Below are 25557 nucleotides of genomic sequence, written 5' to 3'. Positions count from 1 at the left end.
GATGAGCCGCCTCACCGGATACGTTTGTTCTGAGGATACATCCGACGGCAGATTGGTGAGACCGCTTGGCCTCGAAGGTCCCTCCAGGAGGCTCATCACCCGTTTCTCGTTCTCCATCTCGGGAGACGAAAACAGCATAGCCAAGTAGCCCAAGGCTCCCGGATCAACTTGCGAATCGACGGTCGGACGCGGGAATAGAGCGGCGTCAGGCGACGGCCGAGAAACAAGATCCAGCGGTCCCAGAACGCCGTGCCTCCGAGGATCTTTCGGCAACGGTCGAGGCAAAGGAGGTGGCACCACCGGCTCCGGTCCATTTGGCCCCCAACGGAGGTCGGTCCCTCCGCGCCGGGAATTGGCATCCCCGGCACAATAGGTGAGGATACGGATGGGGCGATAGGAGGCGACATGATCCTGCCTCTGCCAGGCAGCCGTTTCGATACTTCGTCACTCGGCTGTGGCGGCGATGGCTGGCTTGGCCGCTCATAAGGGAACAGAGGCTGATTGATATCGAACGTATCAGGGTCGGCTTTGTGTTTGACGTCGCTTGAGTATATCCCAAATGGACCGTCGGCATTGAGACGTACGTTTCCAGATATGATCTCTCGATGGAGATGAGGGCCAGTGGACAAACCGCCCATCGACTGCACATAGTCCTTGGTCCCGATCACCGCGCCAGGGATCGGCCTGCCGGCGACAATCGGGGTATTGGGAGCCGGCAAATCCCCCGGTCCCAGGTGGCCGTAAAGAGCGTAAAACTTCGTTCCATCGGGCGCGACGGACTCGACAACGACTGCTCGGCCATAGCCGGCGATCACACCACTTCTGAAGACCTTTCCGGCGTATTCGGCATACACAGGAGTATCTGGTTTGGCCGGGTTGTCCGTGCCCCCATGATATCCTCCCTTGGTGCCGGGACGCTTCGTCAACCAGCCGTCGCCCACCGGCCCATAACCTGGGTATTCGTATCGTGGCATCGTCGCTTCTCATCGTCTGCATTCTGGCGCCTGAACGGCCAAAAGGTGCGTGTTCCCCGGAGCCTCGCCTCCCAACCACGTTCCCTGAAGCATCAGGTAACAGCCGTCTTTGCTGAAGGAGAGGTTGTCGTTGGCAATCTCGAATTCCGGATACGGAAGCGAGAACGTTCGCACGCCAGAACGATCGAGGCGCGCGATTCCAAGCGTCGTGTGCCAGCGCCGGTGATCGAGCAGCGGAAATGCGCAGACGCCATAATCACCGGAGATCAGGAACGGCTCGTTGAATTTTCTAAAGAGCTTTCGCACACCGACTTGCGCCAGCCAGTCCTGCTGGCTCGAGCGCTCGCCGAGGACCATGTAGCGCGACGTCTCAACACCCACCAGTGACGCAACGTCATGGTCACCACATCGGACGATCTCCGTCGAACTGAAATCCTTGGGCAGCTTGATCTCACGACCATCCTTGATCCAACTTCCATCCGTTCGAACGAATTTCCGGATGGCGCTCGCATCGTCGACATAGACGTATCCTTCCATGAAGAACACGTTATGGCGCTCGTCGGGAAAGACCGACATGTCCGCCATGAAGTCCGGACCGTTGACCAGGACCGGCTTCTCCGAGAGCTTGATGCCATGTCCGTCCGGCGACAAGAAGGAATACAGACCCGCTCGTGTGAAGGGTTGAGAGCGCGACAGTCGATACGTAGCTAGCTGCTCATCGCGTAGCAGAAAGAGCATTGGCTGATGCGAGTCGTAGGCGGCAATCATCCGACCATCCTGCGAGCAGGACAACGATCTCACGTCGGCATTTCCGGGAACCATTGCGAGCATTCGCTCTTCGCCTCTCAAGTTGCTCTTGAAGATCGAAGTCGACTGTCTCGCAGGGTCGTACTCCATGTAGACGACACCTGGCTCCGTGCCGGAACAGAACTGAGGAATGCCGGGCAGAGACGAGCTCCAGATGAGGCTCAACTTGGTTGAAGCCACCTCTGCAACGACCTCGCTCGACAGGAAAGCCGATAGAAAGATACAAGCGATGCCAATCGCTCCCCCTATCGCCGCAGACATACTCGCGGCCAGCGCACCGGTCAGAAACCGATGGAGAGACCGTCTCAACAGAACAAATCTCGCAGCTCGAGCACACATTCGATTTTCCCTGCGGGGTTTGTGGCCGGCATTGACGAGGGGCACCGTGCTCAAGCCACCCGTCCTGGTGACGCACCAGATCGACGCTTCGCCCCCATAGGCGCGAGCCTCCAACTCTCCAAAATCAGATCGCGAACTTTTGCCAACCCTAGAACAAACAATGAACAAGTCAATACAGCTTTTGATTGTCCTCGGTCGAACCAGCTCAGAGCACGCCAAACCGCTTCCTGCGCTCCGCCGTCTGCGCGAGCTCCTTCAGCTCAGCCTGCGCCAGCCTGCCGTTGGCGACCATTGCGCCGAGATGATCGCGCACCTTGCCGACGATGTTGATGGCGAGAAACAGCTTCTCGCGGCCGGCGACGTCGTCAATCAGGGTCTGTCGCCAGGCCGAGCTGTAGCTCGCCTCGAGCGCATCGAACGCGCCGGCGAGCAGTTCGTCGTCGAGCAGCGCCTTGGCGCGGCTGCCGCGGGCGGCGGTCTGTTGCAGGGGGCTCTCGTCAGTCATGGCGTCGCTCCGTCTCGCTGTGGGATCCCCGATCCCGAGCGGCGACGGCGGCGAAGTCGATCGCCGCCTCGGCGATCTTCATCTCATGCGCCGCCTGCGCCTGCTCGCGCTTCTGTCCCTCTTCCATCGTCTTGAGATGTGCATCGAGCAGCGCAATCTTTGCGTCCAGTCCGGCCTTGATCTTGGCCAGCTCGATCTCGGCCTGCATCTTCACCTGCTGATGGACCAGATCATTGTGCGCCTGCTGCTGCGCCAGTTGCGCCTTGTGGGCGGCAATCGCCTGCTCGGTCTGCACCCGCGCCTGCGCGGCGAGCAGCTTCGGATCGGGCGGCGGCTGCGGTGGCGCCGGCGGCGGATGCAGCAGGCGCCCGGTCTGCGGATCGACCGCGGCGGGATCGTTGAAGAAGCGGCCAGGGTTCTTGTGTCCCATGATCCGCGTCAGCTCGGCGGCCGTGTTGTAGAGCTCGCGATCACCGACCAGATGGACCTTGCCGGCCATCGCCAGCTCCTTCTGCACGTTGGCGATCGCCATGGTCTGCGCGAACTGCTGCGCCTTGCCGCCCGATCCGAGCCCGACCTCGATCGTCATGTCGTCGCGGGTCTTCCAGCTGCGCGGATCGACCTGGACCCAGGCGTTGCGCAGCCGTACCGTCTGGCGCTGCTGCCCATGCTTGCGGATGGTCGCATGCAGGAGTCCGAACATGTCGCGGACGCCTTCGGCCATGATACGCGCGATCAGCTTGATGCGCATCTGCGAGGCGGAGAACACCTGCGCCACCGCCGTCGCCGACTGGTTCTGCAGCGCGTTGGCGTCGATGCCCTGCGCTTGCCTCGAGAGTCCCGAGCGGCTTTCGAGCTCGGCGTCGATATATTGGAGCATCGGATAGATCGAGCTGGTGATATCAGGTACCACCTGCCAGTTCAGCCCGCCGGCCGTCTTGGTGCGGACGACGCCTCCAGGACGCGAGACCAGGAGATCGTCGAGTGTATTGGGGCCCGCGTTCTGCTCGGCCACCTCAACGCGCGGATTGTTGTGCAGATAGAGATTGTCCAGCGCCCCCCGCTTCAGCGCCGTCTTCTCCCGCTGCAGCGGCATCACCAGATCGGCAATCGAGCGACCGAAAAATCGATGGGTCATCGGCACCGGCGTCGTGGCCGCGAACGGGATTGCGTCGAACGGCGTGATGCAGTCCTGACCGTCCTTGCGCAGGATCTCGCTCTGGTCGCCGCCGGTGATGACCTGGTACAGGCAGGGCTGTCCCTCACCTTCATAGTCCATCCGGACATAGTGCTCGGTGATACGCACGAGCCTGGTGCCCGAATTCGCTGCGCTCGACGATGCCCGCGAACGCTCGTCGACCGTATCGCGTGCGAGCGTCTCGACCCCGGTCGTCCCGCCATCGTCGCCGAGCGAGCGGATCTGCGCGGCGTCGAACCCTTCGGCAATCAGTTGCGCCTCGGTCTTGGTGACGATCTCGTGGAAGCAATAGTTGCAGTCGCGTATCGAGCGCGCGCCGCGCTCGATACCGAACTCCTCGGGCGGCACCCCCAAGACGCGCGCCTGCGCGAATTTCCGGGTGGTCACGATGGTGACGTCGTGCGTGATCGGTGCCGGCGCCGGTTGCGGCAGCGCCGACTGAAGAGGCATGGTCATGGCGATAGACCCGTTCTGTGATGGAGAAACAGATGTAACAGCGTCTAACGGCTGTCGCTTCGAGCTGCGTCGGTCAGGAGGTAGTCCCGGATCATGCCGAGAAGGCCGCCGGCCGGGGCCATCTGCCCGCCGACTCCAGACCCGTCTCCCACGACGGCAGCAGCCACGTCCGGCGGATCTCCGGGAGTTGCTCTCCTGTCCTTAATGTAGGGGATGGCCGGCACACCGTCGGAAAATGGACGATCGGGGCGAGCACCCGAAACGCGACGAGCCGACGGCGCATAGCGGCCGCCGACGTAGTTGGACGACCACGGAGAGATCGTCGACTCAAATGGTTCCCTGCCCGGCCACGGTGCAGCATAGGGTATCGGCCGTTCGGCGTCGCGCTCGAATCGGATCGGCGCGCTCTGGGGAACGCCTCCAGGCGCCGAAGACTGGCTGCCCGCCCCCATGACGGGATTCAGAATGTATTTTCTGATGAAGGCGGCGACCTGCGCCGGCGTCGCCGTAAAGTTTACGCCGACGCCGGGAATTGCGGCTCCTACACCGATCGACGACACTTTTGCCTTCCAAGGCAGCGGAACGCCGGATTCGTCCGGAATGGTCGCGTTAACGCTGAACGACGGCACGTTGATCGACGCACCGAACCTGAGAGTGTCTTCGGACGACATGCCCTTTCTGAGATGGATGAGGTGCAATCCGCCACCTCCCTTCCCCAGACCTCCCGTCAAGGTTACATTTGGTGCAGTCGGCCCTCCCGGATTCCAATAGTATGTCCCTCCGAGCCCGAACCAGGGTAGCTCCAACGAGATGCCATCCGGACGAAGATTTCCTTTCTCATTGACCGACATTTGGCTACCTTTATCAACTGAATGAAACGATCGGCTGCGATCGACACCTCGGCCAGCGCTGCAAACATGTCCGACGCGATAATCGGCTTCGCTCTCATTTGGATGGTTGCGGGCCTGCCGCTGTGGGCCCTCTTGCTGAATGATTTCCGTATCATCCACAACCATATCGCTCCGAGCGCCTCCGACATGCGCTACATGAAGCCGGGCTATTACAAGACATGGCCCTTTTTCGGATTTCGCTTCTCCGCAATGGATCCGACGAAGCTGACGGAGCCCGGTCGAGTACGGCTGAAGATCGCAATCCGGCGGCAGCGGATCATATGGGTCTGGTCGGTCCTCGGCTTTCTCATCGTCATGATTTTGGGCGCACTGAGCTGAGGACCCAACAACGAGACAGGCGCTCCCCCGCAAGAACTGTGGGAAGTACGATCGGCTACTCCGCGTTCAGCGCCCAGAGCGCTCACGGGCTCAGCGTTCCTGCCGGAGTTTCTCCCAGCCAAGATCCGCCGCTTGACGTGCCGATTCCGCGTTCATGCTGGCCCGTGGTGGATCTGAGCTCTGCATTCAAGATGCCGGCTGCCGCGGTTTTACATCCGGTTCTGCACCACGCATCGTGTGCGCCACGATCCGTATCGCGCCGTCGGATGCCATGACGGACTCGGCCAGCAGCGCGAACTGATCCTCGGTCAGGTCGTAATAGGTCTCGCGATTCTCCTCCTCGCGCTCCTCCCACCAGACCTTGACGACTCCGACTTTCGACAGCAGAGCGTCCTTGATGAAGGAGTACAAGACCATGAACCCGGGATTTTGCTGCATGAAGACGTGATTGACGTAATCAGTCTCCTGCGCCGCAGCCGCCTCGTCCTCGGGACCGACCGGCTCGAAGCGCACGACCTCGTCGGAACCCGCGAAAATGTCCATCAGATGCGGCATCAGGCCTTCGACCGTGTCGGCGACATCGGTGGAGACGGCGCGTGACCGCCCCTCCTGCGTCGGCATGTCCTTCTTCATGTTGCCGAGATAGTAATCCATGGCATCGGCACGCTCCTCGGCGAGCCGCGCCGCGGAGATGGCGGCCAGCGCATCGGCCTTTTCGGCGGCGAGCATGGACTTGAGGTCGGAGGTCGTCATTTTCGGCATGATCAGATCCACGTCATTGAGAACGCCATTGTCAGGTTTGGGACCCTCGTACGATACGGAGGCTCATCGCGGAGGCCAGGCGGAGGCACCGGCGCCATCGTCGACCGACTGCGTGCGCATGTAGTCCTGGATCATCCCAAGCAGGCCGCCTGCCGGCGGTTGCATGCGCGCCGAATCCATCGCGTCGGTGTTGCCGGTGCCCGCGATCAGACCGGGAAAGCCGCCGGGACGGCCGGCGGCCGCACGGCTGGTGGATGGGGTCGCCAACTCCGACCGCGCCCAGCAGGGCAGTGAGCTTGAATTGTTGACCATCCCTGATCGCGGGGCCGCGCCCTGCGGAGGTGCGGCATTCGGATCCGCGGGCGGCATCACCGGCACGATGGCGCCGGCCGCATCGACCGTCCAGTCCTGGGGATTTGTGAGGATCTCTCGGATGAGCTGCCCCTCCCGGTAAGCGCCATGGGCCGCCCACCCGCCGGCCAGCGATCCACCCGTTCCGAGCGCCACTGAGCCCGCGACGGCCCCCGGCAGACCACCGACGATTTCTCCCCCTATTCCTCCCAGTGTTGCGCCCAGGATTCCACCCCAGGTCTCTCCCGATCCGACCATCCCATCGTGGAGAACATCATCTCGACGCGGCGCGGCATATCGAGATAACGTCTCCTTCTTCGCTTGACTCTGCGCAATCATATTGATGAGCTTCGCAACGAGCTTTTCGGCAGCCATTCTGTACTCCATCGTAGTCGTCGTTCACGCGAGCACCTGACGAGTCCCATGACACAGGCAGACAATCAGCTGGCAGGCACTCAGAAGAGCGCCGTGCAAGGCTGTCTGAAGTCCATGATGGTCAATGTCCTCATTCTCGCATTCATGTGCGGCGCCTGGTATTTCCTGTTTGGAGACGAGGGAATCCTGGCTGGCATTGCATCATTCCTGGCCATCCACCTCGCCAGGTTTTTTGCAGCAGTGTTCGGCAACCCGCCACAGGTGCCGTCTCTCCGCGAGCCGGACCGAGACAAATCGGCCTGACTGCCGCTGAAGGACCAGCTCACGTCTGCCGCGATATCACCGCCACCCCGCATCCTGGTATCGGATCGGGCGGTTGAAGCTCGCGGCTCGCGGCGGCGCCTCGTAGCAGACCGCCATCAGTCCGATCGCGTCGGCGGCGTGCGACGACCAGTCGTGCTCGGGGCCGAGCCCGACATTGCGTGCCTCGTCCCTGCGCTCGTGATAGAAGCCGAGCGCCTCCCGGCCGGCTTCTGTGGTCGCTGCGTTGAACCAGAGCTGCGGGCCGAGCCGACGCAACGCCTCGATGCGCATCATCGCCGCGCCCCTGCCCTGGTTCTTGAGCGGCGGCTCGACGGCGAAACCGGCTTCGCGCAGATGATCGGCATAGCGCTTGCCGGTGACGGCATTGGTCGCGAGGCCATCATGCGGAAGGTAGAGAATGGCATTCTGATAGCCCCGCGCGCGCAGCCAGTTGACGTGGAAGGCCAGCACCTGCCCCACGGCCTCATAATAATCGAGCACCCGAACCTCGTTGCCGACCCATTGCACGATCCAGATCGTGAAGGCGTCGGCCGTGGCGCCGGCGCCGCCGATATCGATGAACGCTCGCAGCGGCAGCAGCGGATCCGCGGACACCTTCCCGATCCGTCCCTCGCGCCTGGCCTGGGCCAGCAGTTCGGCGAAATAGGCCCCTTCGAACGCGCGCACGTAGTCGCCCTCCCAGATGTGCTCGTAGCGGTCCGGATAGATCGCCAGGTCGAGCCGCCGCTCCTCGTCCAGCACCGGCGGAAACCATGGATTGTCGCGCCAGCTGGCCTTGACGACGACGGCGCCGTCCGCCCCGCGACCTCGCAGAAAATCGTCGACGGCATCCGACTTGCGGCGCGGATTCCAGCTCGCCCACAATTCGGAGCGCGGCGCGCGGATCGTCGGCCGTAACAGCGACAGCGAGCGCGCGCTCAAGGTCTGCGCCTCGTCGATCCAGGCGATGCGAAATCCCTCCAGCGACTTGATCGACTCCGCGGTGTGGTCCTGCATGCCGCGAAAAATGATGAGCCCGTCGCCGGGCGTCATAATGCGATCGCTGAACGACCGGAAGCCCTGGCCCAACCCGAGCGCTGCGATCTTGCCTTCGATCAGCCGTTTGGACGATTGGGCCAGTGTGCGCTGCGCCTCGCGGATGCAGACGGCCAGCGTGCCGCGCTCGGCCTGGCAGGTCTCGACCAGCAACTCGCCGAAGAAATGCGACTTGCCCGAGCCGCGGCCACCGAACGCGCCCTTGTAGCGCGCCGGCGCGAGCAACGGCTCGAACACTTTCGCAGTGGGGATCTTGAGGGTGGACAATGATCACCTGCTTCTTCCAGGTGTTAATCTCGATCGAACAGGAATGGCTCCGGCGGAGCTCCGGTTTCGAACACGGATTAGGCGCCGGAGGACACCTGCCGTGACCTCAGACGGCGCACCGGCCGACACTCTTCGACGATCGAACCTGACTCGCCCCGCTCCGGAGGCGCGGCTCCCGCCGTTTCATCGATCCAGTCCCCAAACCGCGCATCGAACGATGAGGCGGACTCCGTCCGCTCGCCGCCGTTCGATCCACTGGGAAAACGTCCCAATCGCCCGGAGGGAGTGTCAGCCCCGCCGCCGGGCCCTTTCACGATGCGGCAGCCCCCGAAACGACTTGAATTCAGGATGATGCCGAGCACGGCCTTCACGCGATCTCACGCTACAATCCAGCTGAGTGAGCCAGGCGCGGTTCAGCGCCGTCAATCGCGATGAAACCGTCTGATCAGACGATTGTCGAGCCGGTCCAAGCTGGGACCGACGACTCTGACGAGCAACGTCCACGATCCATGCAGTAGCCATCCGACCATGTAGGAAACAAGCAGGCTCACGGGGAAATAGAACAGATAGCTGTTCATCCAAGAGCCGGCGTCAAAGGGAGGATCATGAAGACCGAGCGCGGACCATACCGGACCTAGAATCATACCGGCTGGAACAACAGCGATTTCGGCCAGCAACACACTGGCCTTCAAATCCGCGAAATGAGACAGGCAGCCGAACAACGAAAAATGGATGACGTAAAGCACCGAAGCGATCAGCCCACCCTTGTTCAATCGCACAACATCACCTCATCGCCGATGGGTCGATCATTCGGCCAGCACTCGACCGAAAACTGAAGACGTTCCGTCCCGTTGGCCATGTCCCATCATTCCCGCTATTGAAGCCCCGCGACTGCTTCGCCTAGTTCGCTCGCGAAAACCGAAGGTGAATCCTTCCGACTTGTTCGTTCTGAAAGAACCCGCTCCTGACAAATTCGTCCCGGTCTCTTTTGACACGCCGATAGATCGCTAGCTGCAGCGAACCGGATCTGATGATCGAATGGAATGTTGCGCTGGCGTCGGCAACCTGACAGCAGCCAGGTGGCCCTTCAATAGTCATATCGATAGTCGGAAGATCCGTGACGCCGCGCTGAACAACAATCCCAATGTTCAGACCCGCAGCGCGGATTTCACAACTCTGCCCATAGTCACAGTCGTCGAGCTTACCGACATCGATTTCCTCGTTCGCTTCGACCGCATAATTGAGGACGAAATCGTGAGCAAAACCCACGCTGCACGAGAAAACCAACAGTAGCGTTGCGACGGCGCCTAGCCGTTCGACCGAACGAAAACTCCGTACCGACGGGTCCGGCGTCAAGACTGCACTAGCTAAAAGCCCGCCCCTGCTGACACGCACCGCTACCTCCGAATGAGCCTCCGCACTATCGACAAGCCTAGAGTACAAAGCAAGAACTTTATGGCGACGATTCCTTGCAACGACCCTTCGAGCCACGAGAAGCGCGGAGCCCGGGCTGTTTCCCGCGCCCTCAGGTCACTCTTCCTCCTGCTCTTCGTCCGCCGCTTCAGGATGCACGATCACACGCTCGATGCGATGAATCAATTCCAGCGCGCCGTCTTCGCCGTTCTGCAGCGCCTGAGGCGCTTTGCCCCAGCCGCGGTCGAGGATGGCGTTGGCGGCCGACACCCGCGCCGCGTGGGTTGCCTTGGTCGAGCGCATCACGCCGACCAGCGTGTTGATCGCGGTCTTGGTATGGCTCCGCGCCATCGAGCGGATTTCGGTGATGGTTTTCGACATGGGCGTTCCCGGGATTGCGAACGTTGATTGGGACGATGGTGGTCCTCACCAGATCGCGTCGACGCACGCGATCATCACGAGACCGATCAGGGCGAGCGTGATCAGATAGGCGGTCATCTCTTCCCCTGCGTTCGATAAGAAGCGCGGCAGATCGCTGCCAACGGCGCGATCGTTTCGGGCGCGAACCCTATCCCCGGCTCATGCGAGGGGCCGCAGCAGGCGTGGCGACTGACGCCGCGCCCGCGGGCCGTCCGGTTCGCGCCGGCCGGCCAATATTGATGCATCTGAGCACGCTGCGTCGCGCGCCATCGGCCCCGCGGCTCGATGGCAAAGGCCTGCAGCCGCCACGCGCGGGCGCCACATCCGGCGATTTCGGAAAATTCGATGATGGCACTATGCCGGTGATTTGCCCGACGTGTCAAATCCGATCGAAAGATGACCGTCATACGCGCCACCCGGCGCGGATGCGGCGGGCTCAACAAAAAGCCCGCGACCGAGGATTCGGTGCGGGCTCTACGATTTTTCGATGGTGCCAAAATGCGCCTGATTTGCCCGACGTGTCAAGCGCAACGATTTGCTACGGTCGTCAGCGGTCTTCGGCCTCAAAGCCCGCTCGTCGGCGTCAGGCACGATGAGCTCGTCGTCTGATGCGATCAGTCCTTGATCGCATAGAGTGGCGTCCTCACGGTTAGCTGATAGACCGGCTTCGGCGCCCAGGCGATCTGCGCGGTGATGCCGAACAGGCGGTTGTCGTTGTCGTCCATGCGATCGAGATCGAGCCTGAGCAGCGGCTGCGTGTAGGACGCAATCGGCGTGGCGGCGAGCAGCTGCGCGCCGCCGAACGACTGAATGCCGGCGCGCGCAGAAACCTTCCAGTTGTTGTCCCACTGATAGAAGCCGCCGACATAGCCAGCCGTCGTGCTCCCGACGCGCGCAAGAACCGAGTCGACCTCGACATGGGTGTATTGAACGCCCGCGAGCCAGCCTCGCATCTCATCCGGGTCGAGCGCATATTTCGCTTCCACCACGGTATTGAACGAGGTGGTCGCCAATGGCGAGTCCGGCACCGCACGCGTCAGCGTCGATTGCAACGTCAAGGTAGGAAATATGCCGCCGTTCTGCTGATAGACATCAGCCTGGAAGCCGAGGAACCAGCTCGTGACGGCGACGTCGGACCAGCCCGACAGCCCGTTATAGGACGTGCTGCCGGTGAAGCCGCCATAGAGCGAGAGCGCCTCGCCGAGATCGACCGTCAGCGGAACGTCGACCCCGACGCCCTGGTTGGTGGGCGCCGATAGAAGCGGGCGTCCCGGCGGTGCCGGACGGTCGAGCAGCTGACGCAGAGTCGCGATCTGCGACAGGGTTCCGAACAGCGAGGAATCGCCGAGTCCGGTCGACAGCGCGCCGCCCGGCACATAGGCATAGTTCGTGCGGAAATCGATGTAGACGTTGGCGAGACCGGGCGACGGCGAATCCGCCTCATCGTCCTTTGCGAACGCGCCGCCGCTGACGACCAGCGCCGCGCCGACAACAACAGCATTGACCCTCCGCAGCGCCCAGCCGCCGCCATGCAACAAGTCCTCGCACGCCATTCCGACGTCCCCCATCGGCCAAAACTACTCCGGGACGAAGTCCGGCTTCAAGCCGTGGGATGAGCAAACACGGCGATCAATGGGGGACAGTGGCCCTGCGGCTTCACTCGGAGGGCATCGATCTGGCAGCGCCTCGTGAGGCCATGACCTGACGCAGCACGCGCGACAGCTCGTCCACCGAATAGGGTTTGTGGATCAGGCTGAAGCCGTGGCGGTCGCCGTCGGCCAGCACGTCGCTATATCCGCTGTTGAGCACGATCGGAATCGTGGGAAGCCGCCGGCGGATCTCCTGGCCGAGGGTGACGCCGTCCATTCCCGGCATCACGACGTCGCTGAGCACGAGGTCGAAGCCGTCGGGATTGTCATCGATCATCCTGAGCGCGTCGAGGCCGCTGCGCGCCAGGGCGGTCCGATAGCCGAGGTCTTCGAGCAGCTGCGTCGAGAACTCGCCGATCTCGGGGTTGTCCTCGACAACCAGAACGTTCCAGCGCGCAGCGAGGACCTCGGGACCATGCTCGCTCCGCTCGCGCGGTCCCAGCGGCTTGGAGGTGAGCGGAAGCAGCAAGGTCAGCGTGGTGCCCTTGCCGAGCTCGCTGTCGGCGAGCACCCGCCCGCCGGACTGATGGACGAAGCCGTAGACCTGCGACAGGCCGAGACCGGTGCCGCGCCCGACGCCCTTGGTGGTGAAGAACGGTTCGAAGATGCGATCAATCTGATCGGCAGCGATGCCGCATCCGGTGTCACTGACGGAAACCGATATGAATTGCTGCGAGCCGACCGGGCCGTCCTGTTGAACGCGGTCCCCGCGAATGGTCAGGACACCCCGGCCATTCATCGCGTCGCGCGCATTGGCAACGAGGTTCACGAGCGCCGTCTCGAACTGATTGACGTCGACGTCTACCGGCAGCGGCCGCGAGCGCAGGTCGAGCTCGATGACCGCCGGCGCGCCGAGCACGGTCTGCAGCATGTCCTCGATCTGCTCGATGTGCCCGGCCGCATCAAACACCTGGCGCTCCATCGGCGTGCGGCGTGCGAAGGCGAGCAGTTGCCCCGTCAGCTTGGCCGCCCGGTCAGCCGTGTCCGAGATCGCATCCACATAGCGACGCATGCGCTCCGGGGACAACTGGCGACGGCGCAGCAGATCGGCCGATGACCTGATCACGGTCAGCAGATTGTTGAAGTCGTGCGCGACGCCGCCGGTGAGCTGGCCGATCGCCTCCATCTTCTGTGCCTGGCGGAATGCCTCCTCCGCCTTGCGACGCTCGGTCAGCTCCACCGCCTCGGGCACGATGGCGACGACCTGCCCGGTCTCGTCCCGCACCGGCCGCATCTGGAAATCGAACCATCGCCAGCCACCGACCGGAAGATCGAGCTGAAGCTCCCGTCGGGCCTCGTCGCCGCGGGCCACTGCATCGACCAAAGATCTGATCACCTCGGGCGTGCCCGGCGTGCCCGCAAACCACGGCGTCTCCCAGAACGGCACCCCGGCGACATCGTGCAACGGCGCAGCGATCGCCTCCAGCAAGGTCGCATTGGCGTCGAGCAACGTACCATCGGACGCCAGCAGCGCCTGGAACGTGTAGCTCGCCTCGAAGATCGTGCGCAGCCGCGCTTCCTTGGCCTGCAGCTCCGCGGTGCGCTCCGAGACCTGCGCCTCGAGCCGCTCGTTCAGCTCGCGCAGCGTGGTCTCCGCCTCGCGCCTGACGCGCGCGAGGTCGATGTTGGCGCGTACCCGGGCCAGCAGCTCGCGCGCGCTGAACGGCTTGCTGAGATAGTCGCTGGCCCCCGCGTCGAGCCCCTCGACCTTTGCCTCCTCCCCGGCTCGCGCCGACAGCATGACCACGGGAATGTCGCGCAGCTGCGCGTCACTGCGCAGCGCCTTCAAAAGACCGAAGCCGTCGAGCTCCGGCATCATCACGTCGGTCAGGACCAGGTCAGGGCGGCGCCGGCGTGTGGCATCGAGAGCGGCACGGCCGTCCGCGACTGCCTCCACCTCGTAGTCCTCGCCGAGCAAACGCCGCACATAGTCGCGCATGTCGGGATTGTCATCGGCCAGCACCACGCGATCGCGACGGACCGTCGCGGTACGGACACCAAGATCGTCGGCCGAGGATGGGTGCGGAAGATCGATCGAAGCATCGCCATTGAGCCAGCCCAGCGCCTCGTCGATATAGGCTTGCGCGCGCCTGTTCGTGACGGACTGCGATTGCGAGATGCCGAGCTGGCCGGCCGGCAGATGCGCCACTCCCAGCGGAATGCGGAGCGAGAACACCGAGCCGCGGCCGAGCTCGCTCTCGGCCGTGATGTCGCCGCCATGGAGCTTCACCAGCTCCTGCACCAGAGCAAGGCCGATGCCGCTGCCTTCGAAGGACCGGCCGCGCGCTCCCTCGATGCGGCGAAACCGCTCGAACAGATTCGGCACTTCGCCGGGCGGAATGCCGGTGCCGGTATCGCAAACCCGGAGTTCGGCGTGACGGCGATCAGCGGACACGCCGATCGACACGGCGATCTCACCCTCGAAGGTGAACTTGAAGGCATTGGAGATCAGGTTGAGGACGATCTTCTCCCACATGTCGCGGTCGACATAGACCGGCTCGGGAAGAGCGGTCGCATCGATGCGGAGCCGGAGGCCGGCACGATCGGTTGCCGAGCGGAAGGTGGAGACGAGTTCCTCTGTGAAGGTCACGAGATCCACCGGCTCGAAGGTCGCCGTCATGCGCCCGGCCTCGATCCGCGAGAAGTCGAGCAGCGTGTTGACCAGCTTCAGCAGCCGAATGCCGTTGCGATGGATCAGACTAAGGACAGATCGCTCTTCGCTACCAATGGATGCCCCGTCGCTGCCGAGGATGTCCTCGAGCGGGCTCAACATCAGCGTCAGAGGAGTACGAAACTCATGGCTGATGTTGGAGAAGAACGTCGTCTTGGCACGATCGACCTCGGCCAGCGCCTCGGCGCGACGCCGCTCCGCCTCGTAGGCGCCGCCATTGCTGACGGCCGCCGCGATCTGTCCCGCGACGAGGTTCAGGAAGCGCGCATAGCTTTCGTCATAGAGCCGGAACGGATTGAGCCCTGCGATGACGAAGCCGCTGCGCCCGGCCTCTCCGGACGAGGGAAGCGGCAGAACCACAGCCTGCGTCGGAGGCTGACGCCATCCCCCGCTTGGAAAGGCCGTGTCGAACCGATGCGGGAGATCGCGAACCAGCACCGCAGCCTGACGATGCAGCGCTTCGGCCAGTGGCCATGTTTCCTCCGCTTGAATCCGCGAGCGCGACTCGACCGCAGGATGGTCGCGATCGATCCCGGTCAAGGCTTCGAGCCGCGCCGCCTCGCCATCCGGCTCGGTCATGTAGATCATCGCGAAAGGAAGATCGCGCGGCTCCCGGGCCAGGGCGCGGGCGCAGCTCGCGCAGGCCTGATCGATGCTGCGCGCCTCGGCCCCCGCATTCGCAAGCTCGCGCAACAGCGACAGCTGGCGCTCGCTGATCACTCGCTGCGTATCGTCGGTGTTGGCACAGAAGATGCCGCCGGGTGAGCCGTCGTCGTCGGGAATGGGGCTATAGGAGAACGTGTAGTAGGTCTCCTCGGGAAAGCCGTTGCGCTCCATGATCAGGAGCTGGGCCTCGACATAGGTCCCCTCGTCGCCGCCGCTGGCTTTTGCGAGCAGCGGATCGATGTCCTCCCAGATCTCGTGCCAGACCACGGCGGTCGGACGTCCCAGCGCCCAGGGATGCTTGCCGCCGATAATGGACTTGTAGGCATCGTTGTAGAGATAGATCAGGTCCTTTCCCCACCCGATCCAGATCGGTTGCTGCGACGTGAGCATGATCCGCACGGCCGTCTTCAGACTCTGTGGCCAATGCTCCGGGGGACCGATCGGCGTACTCTCCCAATCGTGCTTCAGCATCAGAGTGGCGAGCTCGCTCCCGCCGGCAAATAGGCGCTCGCGCTCGGCCGTGCCGGGCTCCTGATCGTGCACTGATTGCCGATGATCCGGCAAACGTCCCCCCTGCTCACAAACTCCACCGCGAGCGGCAACGTCGGTACCCCCCTCCGGTTCCAACGCCCGGAACAAAAACGAGCTGTTGCGACTTCGAGAGGCATGCCTCGTCGCGCTCCCGGGGACCGCCACGTGACCATGATCATACAGTCCAAGCCGAACAAGCCGAGGAGATCAGCCTGTAGCGTATTCCGGCTGCTGGGTCCCGGCCTCGTGACCGGCGCTGCCGATGACGACCCGTCGGGCATCGCAACGTACTCCCAGGCCGGCGCGCAGTTCGGCTACGGGCTGTTGTGGACGGTCTTTCTCACGACGCCTTTCATGATCGCGATTCAGCTGGTCAGTGCCCGCATCGGCCGCGTCACCGGAAAGGGCCTCGCCGCCAACATCGGGGCGGTCGCGCCGCGCTCGATCGTGTTCGGACTGGTGGCGCTGCTGGTTGGCGCCAATACCTTCAACATCGCTGCCGATATTGCCGCCATGGCGGAGTCCCTGTCACTGGTGATCGGCGGCCTCAACCACGAGCATGCGCTGATCTTCGCCGCGGCCTCGACATTGCTGCAGGTGTTCCTGCCCTATCGCAGCTACGCGCCGGCGATGAAGGTCCTCACCCTCAGCCTGTTCGCCTACGTTGCGACGGCGCTGATGGTGAAGGTGCCCTGGAGCACGGCCCTGCTCGCCGCAGTGTGGCCGAACCTATCAACGCATGCCGACTATCTGCTGACGGTCGTCGCCGTGCTGGGCACCACGATAAGCCCTTATCTGTTCTTCTGGCAGGCCTCGCAGGAAGTCGAGGAGATGAACCAGGGCAGGGTCGATCGTCCGTTGCGCGAGCTGTCGAAGAAGGACCATCCCGCACTCAGGCGCATGAGGATCGACACGACGATCGGCATGATCTTCTCCAACGCGATCGCCTTCTTCGTCATCCTGACGACCGCGACCGTCCTGCACGGCAACGGGGTCACCAAGATCGACTCCGCGACGCAGGCGGCCGAGGCCCTGCGGCCGCTGGCCGGGGGCTTCACCTTCCTGCTGTTCGCGCTGGGCATCATCGGCACCGGAATGCTGGCGATCCCAGTATTGGCGGGATCGGCGGCCTACGGCGTTGCCGAGATCTTCGGCTGGCACGCGACCCTCGAGGCCAAGCCGGACGAGGCGGCCGGCTTCTACAGCATCATTGCAGCCGCAACCCTCATCGGCTTCGGGCTGGGCTTTACCGGCATCGATTCGATCCACATGCTGGTGTGGAGCGCCGTGCTCAACGGCATCGCCGCCGTCCCGATCATGGCAATGATGATGGTCATCGTCTCCAATGCGGACCTGATGGGCCGCTTTCGTGGCCGGTCCTGGCTGATCGCCCTGGGATGGATCGGCACCGCCATCATGGCGATCGCGGTCGTGGCGCTGCTGTGGTCATTCGTCACAGGACGCGCTTGAACGACCCTCGAGGTCTCCGTCGTCTGCAACGCAGTTGCACAACGTCATTGGTGCAACGCGGAACGTAAACTGTGTTAACAGTCCGTTCCCGCCATCCAGCCGCGATTGATGCCGATCAACGCAGGCGCGCTCCGGATTGGCGCAGGAACAGAGGACCTCGGAGACTGCCTTGACCCAACCGCAACGCATGAGCGCACCGACGCTGCCCACTTTTTCCCCCCGCGGACTCGCTCTGCTGCGGGATCCCTTGCTCAACAAGGGGACCGGCTTCACCGAGCAGGAGCGCGATGCGCTGGGCCTGCGCGGCTTCCTGCCCGCAGGCGTGATGTCGATGCAGGCCCAGGCCGAGCGGATCCTGGTCAATCTTCGCAGCCTCTCCAACGATCTCGAGAAGTACGTCGCGCTCAACGCGCTGCACGACCGCAACGAGGCGCTGTTCTTCCGGGTGGTCTGCGACAACATCGACGAGATCCAGCCGCTGATCTACACGCCGACCGTCGGTCTCGCCTGTCAGAAATACGGCCTGATCTTCCAGCGTCCGCGCGGCCTGTTCATCTCGGCCAACGATCGCGGCAGGATTGCCGAGATCCTGTCCAACTGGCCTTACCGTGCCAAGCTGATCGTCGTCACCGACGGCGAACGCATCCTCGGCCTCGGCGATCTCGGCGCCAACGGAATGGGCATTCCGGTCGGCAAGCTGTCGCTGTACTCGGCCTGCGCCGGTATTCATCCCGAGGAATGCCTCCCGGTCATGCTCGACGTCGGCACCAACAACGAAGAGCTGCTGAACGACCCGTATTACATCGGACTGCGCCAGAAGCGCCTCGGCGGCGACGCCTATGATTCGTTCGTCGATGAGTTCATGACGGCGGCCCGCGCCGCCTTCCCCGGCGTGCTGATTCAGTTCGAGGACTTCGCCAACCACGCGGCCTTCAAGCTGCTTCACAAATATCGCGACGACGCTTGCGTCTTCAACGACGACATCCAGGGCACGGCAGCCGTGGCGCTGGCAGGTCTGTTCTCGGCCTTGCGCATTACCGGCGGCAAGCTGGCCGACCAGACCGTGCTGTTCCTCGGCGCCGGCGAGGCCGCGACTGGCATCGCCGACCTCGTCGTGTCCGCCATGATGGCCGAGGGGCTGTCGGAAGCCGAGGCGTTGCGACGTAACTGGCTGACGGATTCGCGCGGTCTCGTCATCAAGGGACGCGAGAACCTGCACGGCCATAAACTGCGTTATGCGCACGACCAAGCTCCGATCGCAGACTTCCTGACCGCGATCAAGACGCTCAAGCCGACGGCGATCGTCGGCGTGGCGGCCGTGGGCGGCGCGTTCACGCCGGAGGTGCTGCAGGCCATGGCGGAGCTGAACGAGCGCCCGATCATTTTCGCGCTCTCCAACCCGACCTCAAAGGCGGAATGTTCGGCGGAGGCGGCCTATCGTTACACCCAGGGCCGCGCGCTGTTCGCCTGCGGCAGCCCCTACGATCCGGTCAAGCTCGACGGCACGACCTTCGTGCCGCGCCAGGGCAACAACTCCTACATCTTCCCCGGCGTCGGCCTCGGTGCCATCGCCAGCGGCGCGCGGCTCGTGACGGACGAGATGTTCATGGCCGCGGCCCACACGCTGGCGAACTGCGTCACCGGTGCCGATCTCGAGCAGGGCAGCCTTTACCCGGCCCTGCCGCGCATCCGCGAAGTGTCGGCCCATATCGGTGCGGCGGTCGCCGGTGTGGCCTATCAGAACGGACTCGCCACGGGGCCCGCGCCGAACGACCTGCTCGGCTTCGTGGAGGCGAAGATGTACGACGCCCGCTACTGATCGCCGCCCTGCGGATGCCTCGGCCGTTCACGAGGCATCCGCCGTTGCGAAGACCCCGTTCCTTCGGAGAGCTATTGATCGGGCACGATCGCGTTGCTCGGAGTCGGCCGGTCGGTGATCTGCTGGCCGAACAGGCTCGCAATCAGCTCGACCGCCACGCGCGCGGTCCTGCCGCGCTCGTCGAGAAACGGGTTGAGCTCGACGATGTCGACAGAGCGCACCAAACCAGAATCGTGCAGCAGCTCCATGATGAGATGAGCCTCGCGGTAGGTCGCGCCGCCAGGCACGGTGGTGCCGACGCCCGGCGCCACGTCGGGATCAAGGAAGTCGACGTCGAAACTGACATGCAGGACACCGTCGCGTGCCCGGACCTTGTCGAGCACGCGCCGCATCAGCACGCCGACACCGAACTCGTCGATGGCGCGCATGTCGGCAATGCTGATGCGCCGCAGCCGCAAGAGCTCCTTCTCCGCCTTGTCGATCGAGCGGATGCCGAAAAGCTCGAGCTGCTCGGGAGTGATGCTCGCCCGCCTCTCATCGCCGAGCAGACCATCGAGGCCAGGCTCACCGCAGAGGAAGGCGGCGGACATGCCGTGCATATTGGCGGTGATCGTCGTCTCCGGCGTGTTGTAGTCGGCATGCGCGTCGAGCCAGAGCACGAATAGTTCCCGCCCCTGCTCGCGGCAATGTCGTGCGATCCCGTTCACCGATCCCATGGACAGCGAATGGTCACCGCCGAGGAACACCGGGATCGCACCGGTCTGCGCCAACTCATGGCTGCGGCGGGCCAGCACCTGGGACCAGCGCTGGATCTGGCGGTAGTGTTTGGCCTTTGCAGGAGGCGCGTCGCCGAGCTCCCGCACATCGCTGATGTTGACATCGCCGTAGTCGGTGACGTCGAGCCCGAGGGTCTCGAGCACGGTGATGAGACCCGCCGTGCGCAAGGCAGCCGGCCCCATCAGCGTGCCGCGCACGGACGCGCCGAGATCGATCGGCGCGCCGAGAACGGCGATGCGCTGCGGCGGTGCTGTATCCGATGAAGCCAAGACGGGATCCTTTCATGCTCGTCCGAAGCATACCCGCTGCGGAGCTCGAATGGCGCATCTGCGCACGACGATACACCGGTTTCGAGACCTGCAACCATGACGATGGAACCAAACGCGTCAGCCGGCATTTGATCGGAAGTCTGCGGCGTGCCAAGTGCGTTGCGCCGAGGATGACGTCTCAATGCGACCGATCAGCGTCGAGAAGGTAACGGCAGTGAGCAACGAAACGTTCGAAACATCTCCGCAGCCCGGCATCGCCGAACGCGCGCTCGATACGGCGACCGACATGTCGCACTCGCTGGGCGAGATCGTGGGGACGCTGGGTGCCGCCGCCGATCGGCTGAGCGAGGCAGCGAAGGAGGCGCGGCGGCCGGGAACCGCCCTCTCGACCCTCGCCGCGATCACCCGCGAGGCCCCGCTTGCCAGCCTGTTCGTCGCCTTCTTGTTTGGCGTCGCCGTCGCACGCCGGGGCTGACGGCGATCAGAACAGCCGAGGCCCGCGCCGGTCGAGCTGTGATTCCCATGTCAGCAGCGTTGCGGCGCCAATCATGATCGCAATGCCGGCGACGCTGATCGCCAGCTGCATGGCAAGGCCACCAAAGACGTCGGTCAGCAGGACTTGGCCGATGAAGGCCAGGAGTACACCGAGACAATACATCGAGAGCGAGTTCTCGCCGCATCTGATCATCGCCGTCGTCAACGGGCGGATCGGGCCGCGCCACTGCGGCGGCGCCAGCCGCGAGACCACGAGAGCGAGCGCGAAAAAGTGCAGCAGCCGCACCGGCGCCAGATGGCTCTTGTAGATCGGATAGATCAGGCCGGTGACGGCCGACGGGATCAGGCCTTCCAGACTCTTGAACTCCCAGCTCAGCGCCACGAACAGGCTGAAGGCGAGATAGCCGAGCGCTACGATCAAGATCGTGCGCGAGCTCAGCACCGGGCGCAGGCGCGCGGCGCCGCCATGGGCGTACCAGGCACCGATGACGAACAACAGCTGCCAGGCGAACGGATTGAAATACAATTCGCCGCTCGGCCACGCGGGCACCTGCCAGCTGAACAGCTGCACCATCATGTAGAGCAGGACCGACAGCACGAGCGTCAGGGTCGCGCTCGTCATCATCATCCAGAGAATGAGCGGGAAGCAGATGTGCAGGATCGCGAAGGTCAGCAGGATGTCGGTGTTGACGGGCGCGAACTGCAGCAGCGCCACATGGAGCAGTGTCGGACCGGGCTCACGAAAGAAGAAGCCAGTGTTGGTCTCGTCGACGAAGCGCGTGCCGCCGCCGACGAACCAGACCAGCGCCGCATAGGCCAGCAGCAGCACCAGGAACGCCGCGTAGATCTCCCAGGCGCGCCGCAGCGCGCGCACGATCGTCGTCGCCCAGCCCTGCTTTGGCAGCGCGCCGCCATAGGCGAGCATGCACGTGTAGCCGGAGATGAAGACGAACACCTCGGAGGTGTCGCTGAAGCCGTAGTTGCGCAACGTCAGCCAGGCCAGCGAATTGTCAGGCACGTGATCGACGAAGATAAACCACAGCGCCAGACCGCGGCACGCATCGAGCCGCAGGTCGCGACGCCCGTCGCCGGTTTCGCCTGCGCCATCGGTCTTCGCCAGCTTTCGACCACCGGCCATCAACACCAGCCTCGTCTCGTGAGCGGACCTGCGCTGTGAGAAAGCCCGCGTGAATCTCAGAAGTCCGCCAGCAACCGATTGGAACCCTGAAGGTTGCCCGCGAGACGATCCGGCCTTGTTTCAGATTCCATGCGCGATGTCTGTAAACCGAACGGATGCTGCAGACGTTCTTCCCTGCGACAGATTGCACGGAAACCGCGTGCGCCCGGGAACATTGTCGGCATGGTGGTGTTAACCAGTTTACCTTCGCACATCTGGCAATTGTTCCAGTCCCGTAGTTGCCCGGATTGATTGTAGGTTGGTTAGACGTTGACTTGCAGTGGAAGTGTTAAAGGGGGGTTCCGTGATCCACCGAGGTGTCCAATATACGGTCGTGGCGACTGCTGAACCGGACATTTGGGAATGGCGGTACGAGTTCGGCGACCAAGTCAAAACCGGACGAACCCAGACGAGGCTTGCCGCCCTCGCTGCACGGCGCGTGAAGTCGAAGATCGACGCTGCGCTGCGAGCCACCCAGACGGGCTCCGTCACTGCGGCCAATGTCGCCGAGCGGCTGGATCTGACCAAGGCCACGTCACACGGCTTGACCTGAGGCGTCTCCGTCGCGACGCGCTGCAATCTCGCATCCATCGGCTGATCCGTGACCTCTCTCCGTTGAGACAGATCAAGGTATCGGCCGCGCGATCCGTCATGGTCAGGCAATGGAAAACCTCGTTTTTCGCTGCTCCCACACGGGATCGAACGTGCAGATCGGTTTGGCGGTGCCACCGTTTACCGAGCACGACGATGCTTACGAAGCGGTCTCATGCCCGGCATGCGGGCGCCTGCATCTCGTCAACAAGCGCACCGGAAGAACGCTGAGCGACAGGGAGGGCTCGATATGTCCTACGTTGCAGACCAGCTGACCGCCGTCCCTGCGCCCGGCTCGTCTCTCCTGCGCCGGATCAGCGCCTTCTTGAAGGCGATCGTCAGCAAGATCGACCTCTCTGACTTTCCGAGGTCATGCTGCAGCTGAGCGCGGCAGGCATTGCGTCGTCCGCCGGCTCGTCCCGCACGACGGGCGGGACGAGGATCGTTCTTCATGCCAAGATGTTCCCCTCGCGAGCAGCCGTCGCGCCAGCGGCCGGCGTCATGCTCGCCCCCACCATCGAATTGATCGGAGTGACCGGATGCGCCCCTTGGTGATCAGAGTTCTGGCGGTTGCGGCAGCGACTGCGGCGTCGACATGGGCGTGGGCCGCCGATGCGGACCATGGCGCCGATCTCGCCCGGCGCTGGTGCGCGTCGTGCCACCTCATCGAGGGGACTCAGAAGCAGGCGAGCGCCGACGTTCCGTCGTTCGCGCAGATCGCGCAGAAAGCGGATTTCACTCCCGAGAAGGTCGCGTTCTTCCTGCTCGATCCGCATCCGAAGATGCCCAGCTTCCCGCTCAACCGGCTGGAGGCAGCGGACATCGCGGCCTATATCGGCTCGTTGCGCAAATAGGGGCGAAGCTCGCCGGCGGCCGAACGGCCGCCGATCTTGCACGGCATCACGCCGCACGGTTCAACTCGTGGCGAGGACCCTGACGAGGCCTTAGCTCTTGAGAGTTGGCTCTTTAGCGTTGGCTCTTGAGCGTTGGCCTCTCAGGACTGGTGCTCTTAAGATTTCGGCTCTGCGGCCTTGCTTGCGGCGGACATGATGCCCGCCGTAATCGTCTTCATGTGCTCGCCGGCATTGGTGAACTGGCTGCGCAGGAACTCCGATTGAATCCGCATCGCCTCCTCGAGCTCGGTCGCATGAACCAGTTTTCGCGCATGCTCGAAGGCGGTCTTGATATTCTGTTCGGTGAGGGTGAGCGCCTGCTTCGACATGTCGGCAGCCGGCCCCGGGACTGTGCCGATCGACTTGCCGGCCGCGTCGAAGAACATCTCGAATGCCCTTTCCGCCTGCGCGATGGTCTTTTCCGCAAGGTCGCGCAGCTCGGCGGGCACTTCCAGTTTGGTTTGGGTCATCGGTTACATCCTCCACGACAACTCCAACTACCACATCCGGGCGCCTTCGTCCCCGTGCAAATGCACGCGAAGGCGGCGGACGGCGGAGCCCGTCAGGATGCGTCCATGCGCTCACGCGCGATCTGAAGCGAATATTCGATTGCGGCGAGATGACGGTCGAAAATGCGCCTCGCTCGCTCCTCCGTCACGAGGTCAGAGAGCTCTCGCGCATGTTGCAAAGCAAGATCAAGCAAGATGACCGTCTTCCTGACATCATCGCGAACGAGCGGCCGGACCGCGTCGAGCGGGCCGGCGCCTGCGACCGCAGCAACAGCCTGCTGGTGGGCAGCCATGAAGGCGACAGGGGACGCGGCCGCTCTCCCACGAAAGGGAATGATGTTGGACATCGACTCTCTCCGCTGCATTTCGCAACGACGGATCTGATTCAATTTTTCACGTTTATACGCGCGGCATTTTACTGAAGGCTTAGACCGATCGCAGACGGCACGGCCGGCGTGGCCCCAAAACCAGCGCCGGGATTAACCCGAAAGCAAACGGGATCGCGCCGAAACCGGCGGCTGCCAACAGGCGCGGCGGACGCCCACGCCCCTCAGCCGGAAAAGCGTCGACGATACTCCGTCGGCGACACCCCCAGATGCCGCAGGAATGCACGCCGCATGCGCTCGTCGTCGCCAAAGCCGGCCCGCTTCGCGACCTCGACGACACTCTCGACCTGGCGGCTTTCCAGCAGCAGACGGGCCGTCTCGACCCGGAGCGCTTCGACCCCTTGAGCCGGCGTCATGCCGGTCCGGTTGACATAGGTTCGGGCAAAGGTGCGCGGTGTCATGCCGGCCCTCGCGGCCAAGTTCTCGACCCTCAGGTCGCTCGCAATGTTCTCGATGATCCACGCATGCAATGAGCTGAAGCGACCCTCGACGTCCGACGCCTGCGCAGCCAGCACGGTCGAAAACTGACTCTGCCCACCCGGACGCTTCAGGAACACCACGAGCCGACGCGCGACGTCGAGTGCGATGGTGTGACCGAAATCTTCCTCGATCATCGCCAGCGCCAGGTCGATGCCGGCGCTGACGCCCGCGGACGACCACACCCGGCCGTCCTGCACGAAGATCGCGTCCGGCTCGACCTTGACGTTCGGAAAGCTGTCCTGCAGGCGCGGGCAGTAGCGCCAATGTGTCGCGGCCCGTTTGCCCTCGAGCGCGCCCACCCAGGCGAGCGCAAACGCCCCTAGGCAGACGGATGCGATACGCCGGGCATCGATGAGCACCTCGCCGATCCATTGCATCGCGATTTCGTCCTGCCGCAGCTTCCAGATGCCAGGCCCGCCAGGGATCAGCAGCGTGTCGACCTCCGTGGGATTCATGGCCGAGAGTGGCGCGGTGTCGATCATCAGGCCGACATCGGTGGGCACCAGCCCGCCCTGCCTGGACACATAGCTCAGCGCATAGCCCGGCCCCGGCAGTTCGATCTCGCTGAGCTCGGCAAAGACCTGGGCCGGCCCGGACACGTCGAGCAGCGTCACCCCTGGGAATGCGAAGATCACCAGTCGCCTCTCGGCGCCGTCTCGTCGCACCGCAGCATGCCGGGAGGCGTTGGCAGAATTCGAGGGCATATTGTCCTTTAAGCG

General features: G+C 63.7%; 25 protein-coding genes. 8 read left to right on the top strand and 17 right to left on the bottom strand.

The window, feature by feature from the left end:
* Positions 1-95 precede the first annotated feature (95 nt).
* The 5 genes from HL666_RS34585 to HL666_RS16100 form a co-directional block, all read right to left on the bottom strand.
* Complete coding sequence (locus tag HL666_RS34585) at positions 96-974, bottom strand: M23 family metallopeptidase (protein ID WP_172112605.1); 879 nt, start codon at positions 972-974, stop codon at positions 96-98.
* A gap of 9 nt (positions 975-983) precedes the next feature.
* Positions 984-1742 (bottom strand): hypothetical protein, encoded by a 759-nt coding sequence (locus HL666_RS16115; protein WP_172182379.1) that lies wholly within the window; start codon positions 1740-1742, stop codon positions 984-986.
* 583 nt (positions 1743-2325) lie between these two features.
* Positions 2326-2625 carry a hypothetical protein gene (locus HL666_RS16110; RefSeq protein WP_172112603.1) on the bottom strand — a complete coding sequence of 100 codons (300 nt, stop codon included), beginning with the start codon at positions 2623-2625 and terminating at the stop codon, positions 2326-2328.
* A complete protein-coding gene (locus HL666_RS16105) occupies positions 2618-4279 on the bottom strand; it encodes a portal protein (RefSeq protein ID WP_172182377.1) in 1662 nt (553 codons plus the stop codon). Before HL666_RS16105 ends, HL666_RS16110 begins: the two co-directional genes overlap by 8 nt.
* A 44-nt stretch (positions 4280-4323) precedes the next feature.
* The gene (locus tag HL666_RS16100) at positions 4324-4977 is read right to left on the bottom strand and encodes a hypothetical protein (protein ID WP_172182375.1); all 654 of its coding nucleotides are present in this window, start codon (positions 4975-4977) and stop codon (positions 4324-4326) included.
* 219 nt (positions 4978-5196) lie between these two features.
* On the opposite strand from HL666_RS16100, the gene HL666_RS16095 reads away from it, so the two are divergent.
* On the top strand, positions 5197-5508 hold the full coding sequence (locus HL666_RS16095; protein WP_210261942.1) for a hypothetical protein: 312 nt from the start codon (positions 5197-5199) through the stop codon (positions 5506-5508).
* Between the two features lie 186 nt (positions 5509-5694).
* Here HL666_RS16095 and HL666_RS16090 read toward each other — a convergent pair whose 3' ends face one another.
* Together HL666_RS16090 and HL666_RS16085 are read right to left on the bottom strand one after the other, a co-directional pair.
* Positions 5695-6270: a portal protein gene (locus HL666_RS16090; RefSeq protein ID WP_172112600.1), complete on the bottom strand. Its 576-nt coding sequence runs from the start codon at positions 6268-6270 to the stop codon at positions 5695-5697.
* 63 nt (positions 6271-6333) lie between these two features.
* On the bottom strand, positions 6334-6996 hold the full coding sequence (locus HL666_RS16085) for a hypothetical protein (protein ID WP_172182373.1): 663 nt from the start codon (positions 6994-6996) through the stop codon (positions 6334-6336).
* A gap of 48 nt (positions 6997-7044) precedes the next feature.
* Here HL666_RS16085 and HL666_RS16080 point away from each other — a divergent pair, with 48 nt between their 5' ends.
* Positions 7045-7299, top strand: coding sequence for a hypothetical protein (locus HL666_RS16080; RefSeq protein WP_172182371.1), 255 nt, complete (start codon positions 7045-7047; stop codon positions 7297-7299).
* A gap of 36 nt (positions 7300-7335) precedes the next feature.
* On the opposite strand, the gene HL666_RS16075 is transcribed toward HL666_RS16080, so the two are convergent.
* The 5 genes from HL666_RS16075 to HL666_RS16055 all read right to left on the bottom strand — a co-directional run bounded on the left by HL666_RS16075 (position 7336) and on the right by HL666_RS16055 (position 16005).
* Positions 7336-8622: a PBSX family phage terminase large subunit gene (locus HL666_RS16075; protein WP_172182369.1), complete on the bottom strand. Its 1287-nt coding sequence runs from the start codon at positions 8620-8622 to the stop codon at positions 7336-7338.
* 422 nt (positions 8623-9044) lie between these two features.
* A complete protein-coding gene (locus HL666_RS16070) occupies positions 9045-9401 on the bottom strand; it encodes a hypothetical protein (protein WP_172182367.1) in 357 nt (118 codons plus the stop codon).
* Positions 9402-10152: 751 nt separating this feature from the next.
* Positions 10153-10416 (bottom strand): hypothetical protein, encoded by a 264-nt coding sequence (locus HL666_RS16065; RefSeq protein ID WP_172112594.1) that lies wholly within the window; start codon positions 10414-10416, stop codon positions 10153-10155.
* A gap of 653 nt (positions 10417-11069) precedes the next feature.
* A complete protein-coding gene (locus HL666_RS16060; RefSeq protein ID WP_172182366.1) occupies positions 11070-12008 on the bottom strand; it encodes a hypothetical protein in 939 nt (312 codons plus the stop codon).
* A gap of 103 nt (positions 12009-12111) precedes the next feature.
* Positions 12112-16005, bottom strand: a complete 3894-nt coding sequence (locus HL666_RS16055) for an ATP-binding response regulator (protein WP_172182365.1) — start codon at positions 16003-16005, stop codon at positions 12112-12114.
* A 138-nt stretch (positions 16006-16143) separates the two neighbouring features.
* Between HL666_RS16055 and HL666_RS16050 the strand changes: the two genes are divergently transcribed.
* Both HL666_RS16050 and HL666_RS16045 read left to right on the top strand, forming a co-directional pair.
* The gene (locus HL666_RS16050; protein WP_210261953.1) at positions 16144-17442 is read left to right on the top strand and encodes an NRAMP family divalent metal transporter; all 1299 of its coding nucleotides are present in this window, start codon (positions 16144-16146) and stop codon (positions 17440-17442) included.
* Between the two features lie 187 nt (positions 17443-17629).
* Positions 17630-19261, top strand: coding sequence for an NAD-dependent malic enzyme (locus HL666_RS16045; RefSeq protein ID WP_172182800.1), 1632 nt, complete (start codon positions 17630-17632; stop codon positions 19259-19261).
* A 71-nt stretch (positions 19262-19332) separates the two neighbouring features.
* On the opposite strand, the gene rocF is transcribed toward HL666_RS16045, so the two are convergent.
* Complete coding sequence (rocF, locus tag HL666_RS16040; protein WP_172132874.1) at positions 19333-20307, bottom strand: arginase; 975 nt, start codon at positions 20305-20307, stop codon at positions 19333-19335.
* A gap of 214 nt (positions 20308-20521) precedes the next feature.
* Here rocF and HL666_RS16035 point away from each other — a divergent pair, with 214 nt between their 5' ends.
* Complete coding sequence (locus HL666_RS16035) at positions 20522-20782, top strand: hypothetical protein (RefSeq protein ID WP_172182798.1); 261 nt, start codon at positions 20522-20524, stop codon at positions 20780-20782.
* 6 nt (positions 20783-20788) lie between these two features.
* Here the strand turns inward: HL666_RS16035 and HL666_RS16030 are convergent, their stop codons facing one another.
* Positions 20789-21940 (bottom strand): OpgC domain-containing protein, encoded by a 1152-nt coding sequence (locus tag HL666_RS16030; protein ID WP_172182363.1) that lies wholly within the window; start codon positions 21938-21940, stop codon positions 20789-20791.
* 343 nt (positions 21941-22283) lie between these two features.
* Between HL666_RS16030 and HL666_RS34505 the strand changes: the two genes are divergently transcribed.
* The 3 genes from HL666_RS34505 to HL666_RS16020 all read left to right on the top strand — a co-directional run bounded on the left by HL666_RS34505 (position 22284) and on the right by HL666_RS16020 (position 23424).
* Positions 22284-22532 (top strand): hypothetical protein, encoded by a 249-nt coding sequence (locus HL666_RS34505; RefSeq protein WP_172112589.1) that lies wholly within the window; start codon positions 22284-22286, stop codon positions 22530-22532.
* A 288-nt stretch (positions 22533-22820) separates the two neighbouring features.
* Positions 22821-22955: a hypothetical protein gene (locus HL666_RS34420; protein ID WP_283812621.1), complete on the top strand. Its 135-nt coding sequence runs from the start codon at positions 22821-22823 to the stop codon at positions 22953-22955.
* Positions 22956-23109: 154 nt separating this feature from the next.
* Entirely contained in the window at positions 23110-23424 is a 315-nt protein-coding gene (locus HL666_RS16020; protein WP_172112588.1) for a c-type cytochrome, read from the top strand.
* A gap of 155 nt (positions 23425-23579) precedes the next feature.
* Here HL666_RS16020 and HL666_RS16015 read toward each other — a convergent pair whose 3' ends face one another.
* From HL666_RS16015 to HL666_RS16005, 3 genes are all read right to left on the bottom strand, one after another.
* Positions 23580-23933, bottom strand: a complete 354-nt coding sequence (locus HL666_RS16015; RefSeq protein WP_172112587.1) for a phasin — start codon at positions 23931-23933, stop codon at positions 23580-23582.
* A gap of 92 nt (positions 23934-24025) precedes the next feature.
* Positions 24026-24319 carry a hypothetical protein gene (locus HL666_RS16010; RefSeq protein ID WP_172132871.1) on the bottom strand — a complete coding sequence of 98 codons (294 nt, stop codon included), beginning with the start codon at positions 24317-24319 and terminating at the stop codon, positions 24026-24028.
* A gap of 203 nt (positions 24320-24522) precedes the next feature.
* Positions 24523-25542 carry a GlxA family transcriptional regulator gene (locus HL666_RS16005; RefSeq protein ID WP_172112585.1) on the bottom strand — a complete coding sequence of 340 codons (1020 nt, stop codon included), beginning with the start codon at positions 25540-25542 and terminating at the stop codon, positions 24523-24525.
* Between the last annotated feature and the right edge of the window lie 15 nt (positions 25543-25557).

The organism is Bradyrhizobium aeschynomenes, from assembly GCF_013178945.1.
GTDB lineage: Bacteria > Pseudomonadota > Alphaproteobacteria > Rhizobiales > Xanthobacteraceae > Bradyrhizobium > Bradyrhizobium aeschynomenes.
Note: the sequence above shows the minus strand (reverse complement) of the source record. Positions and strands in the feature narration are given on the sequence as shown.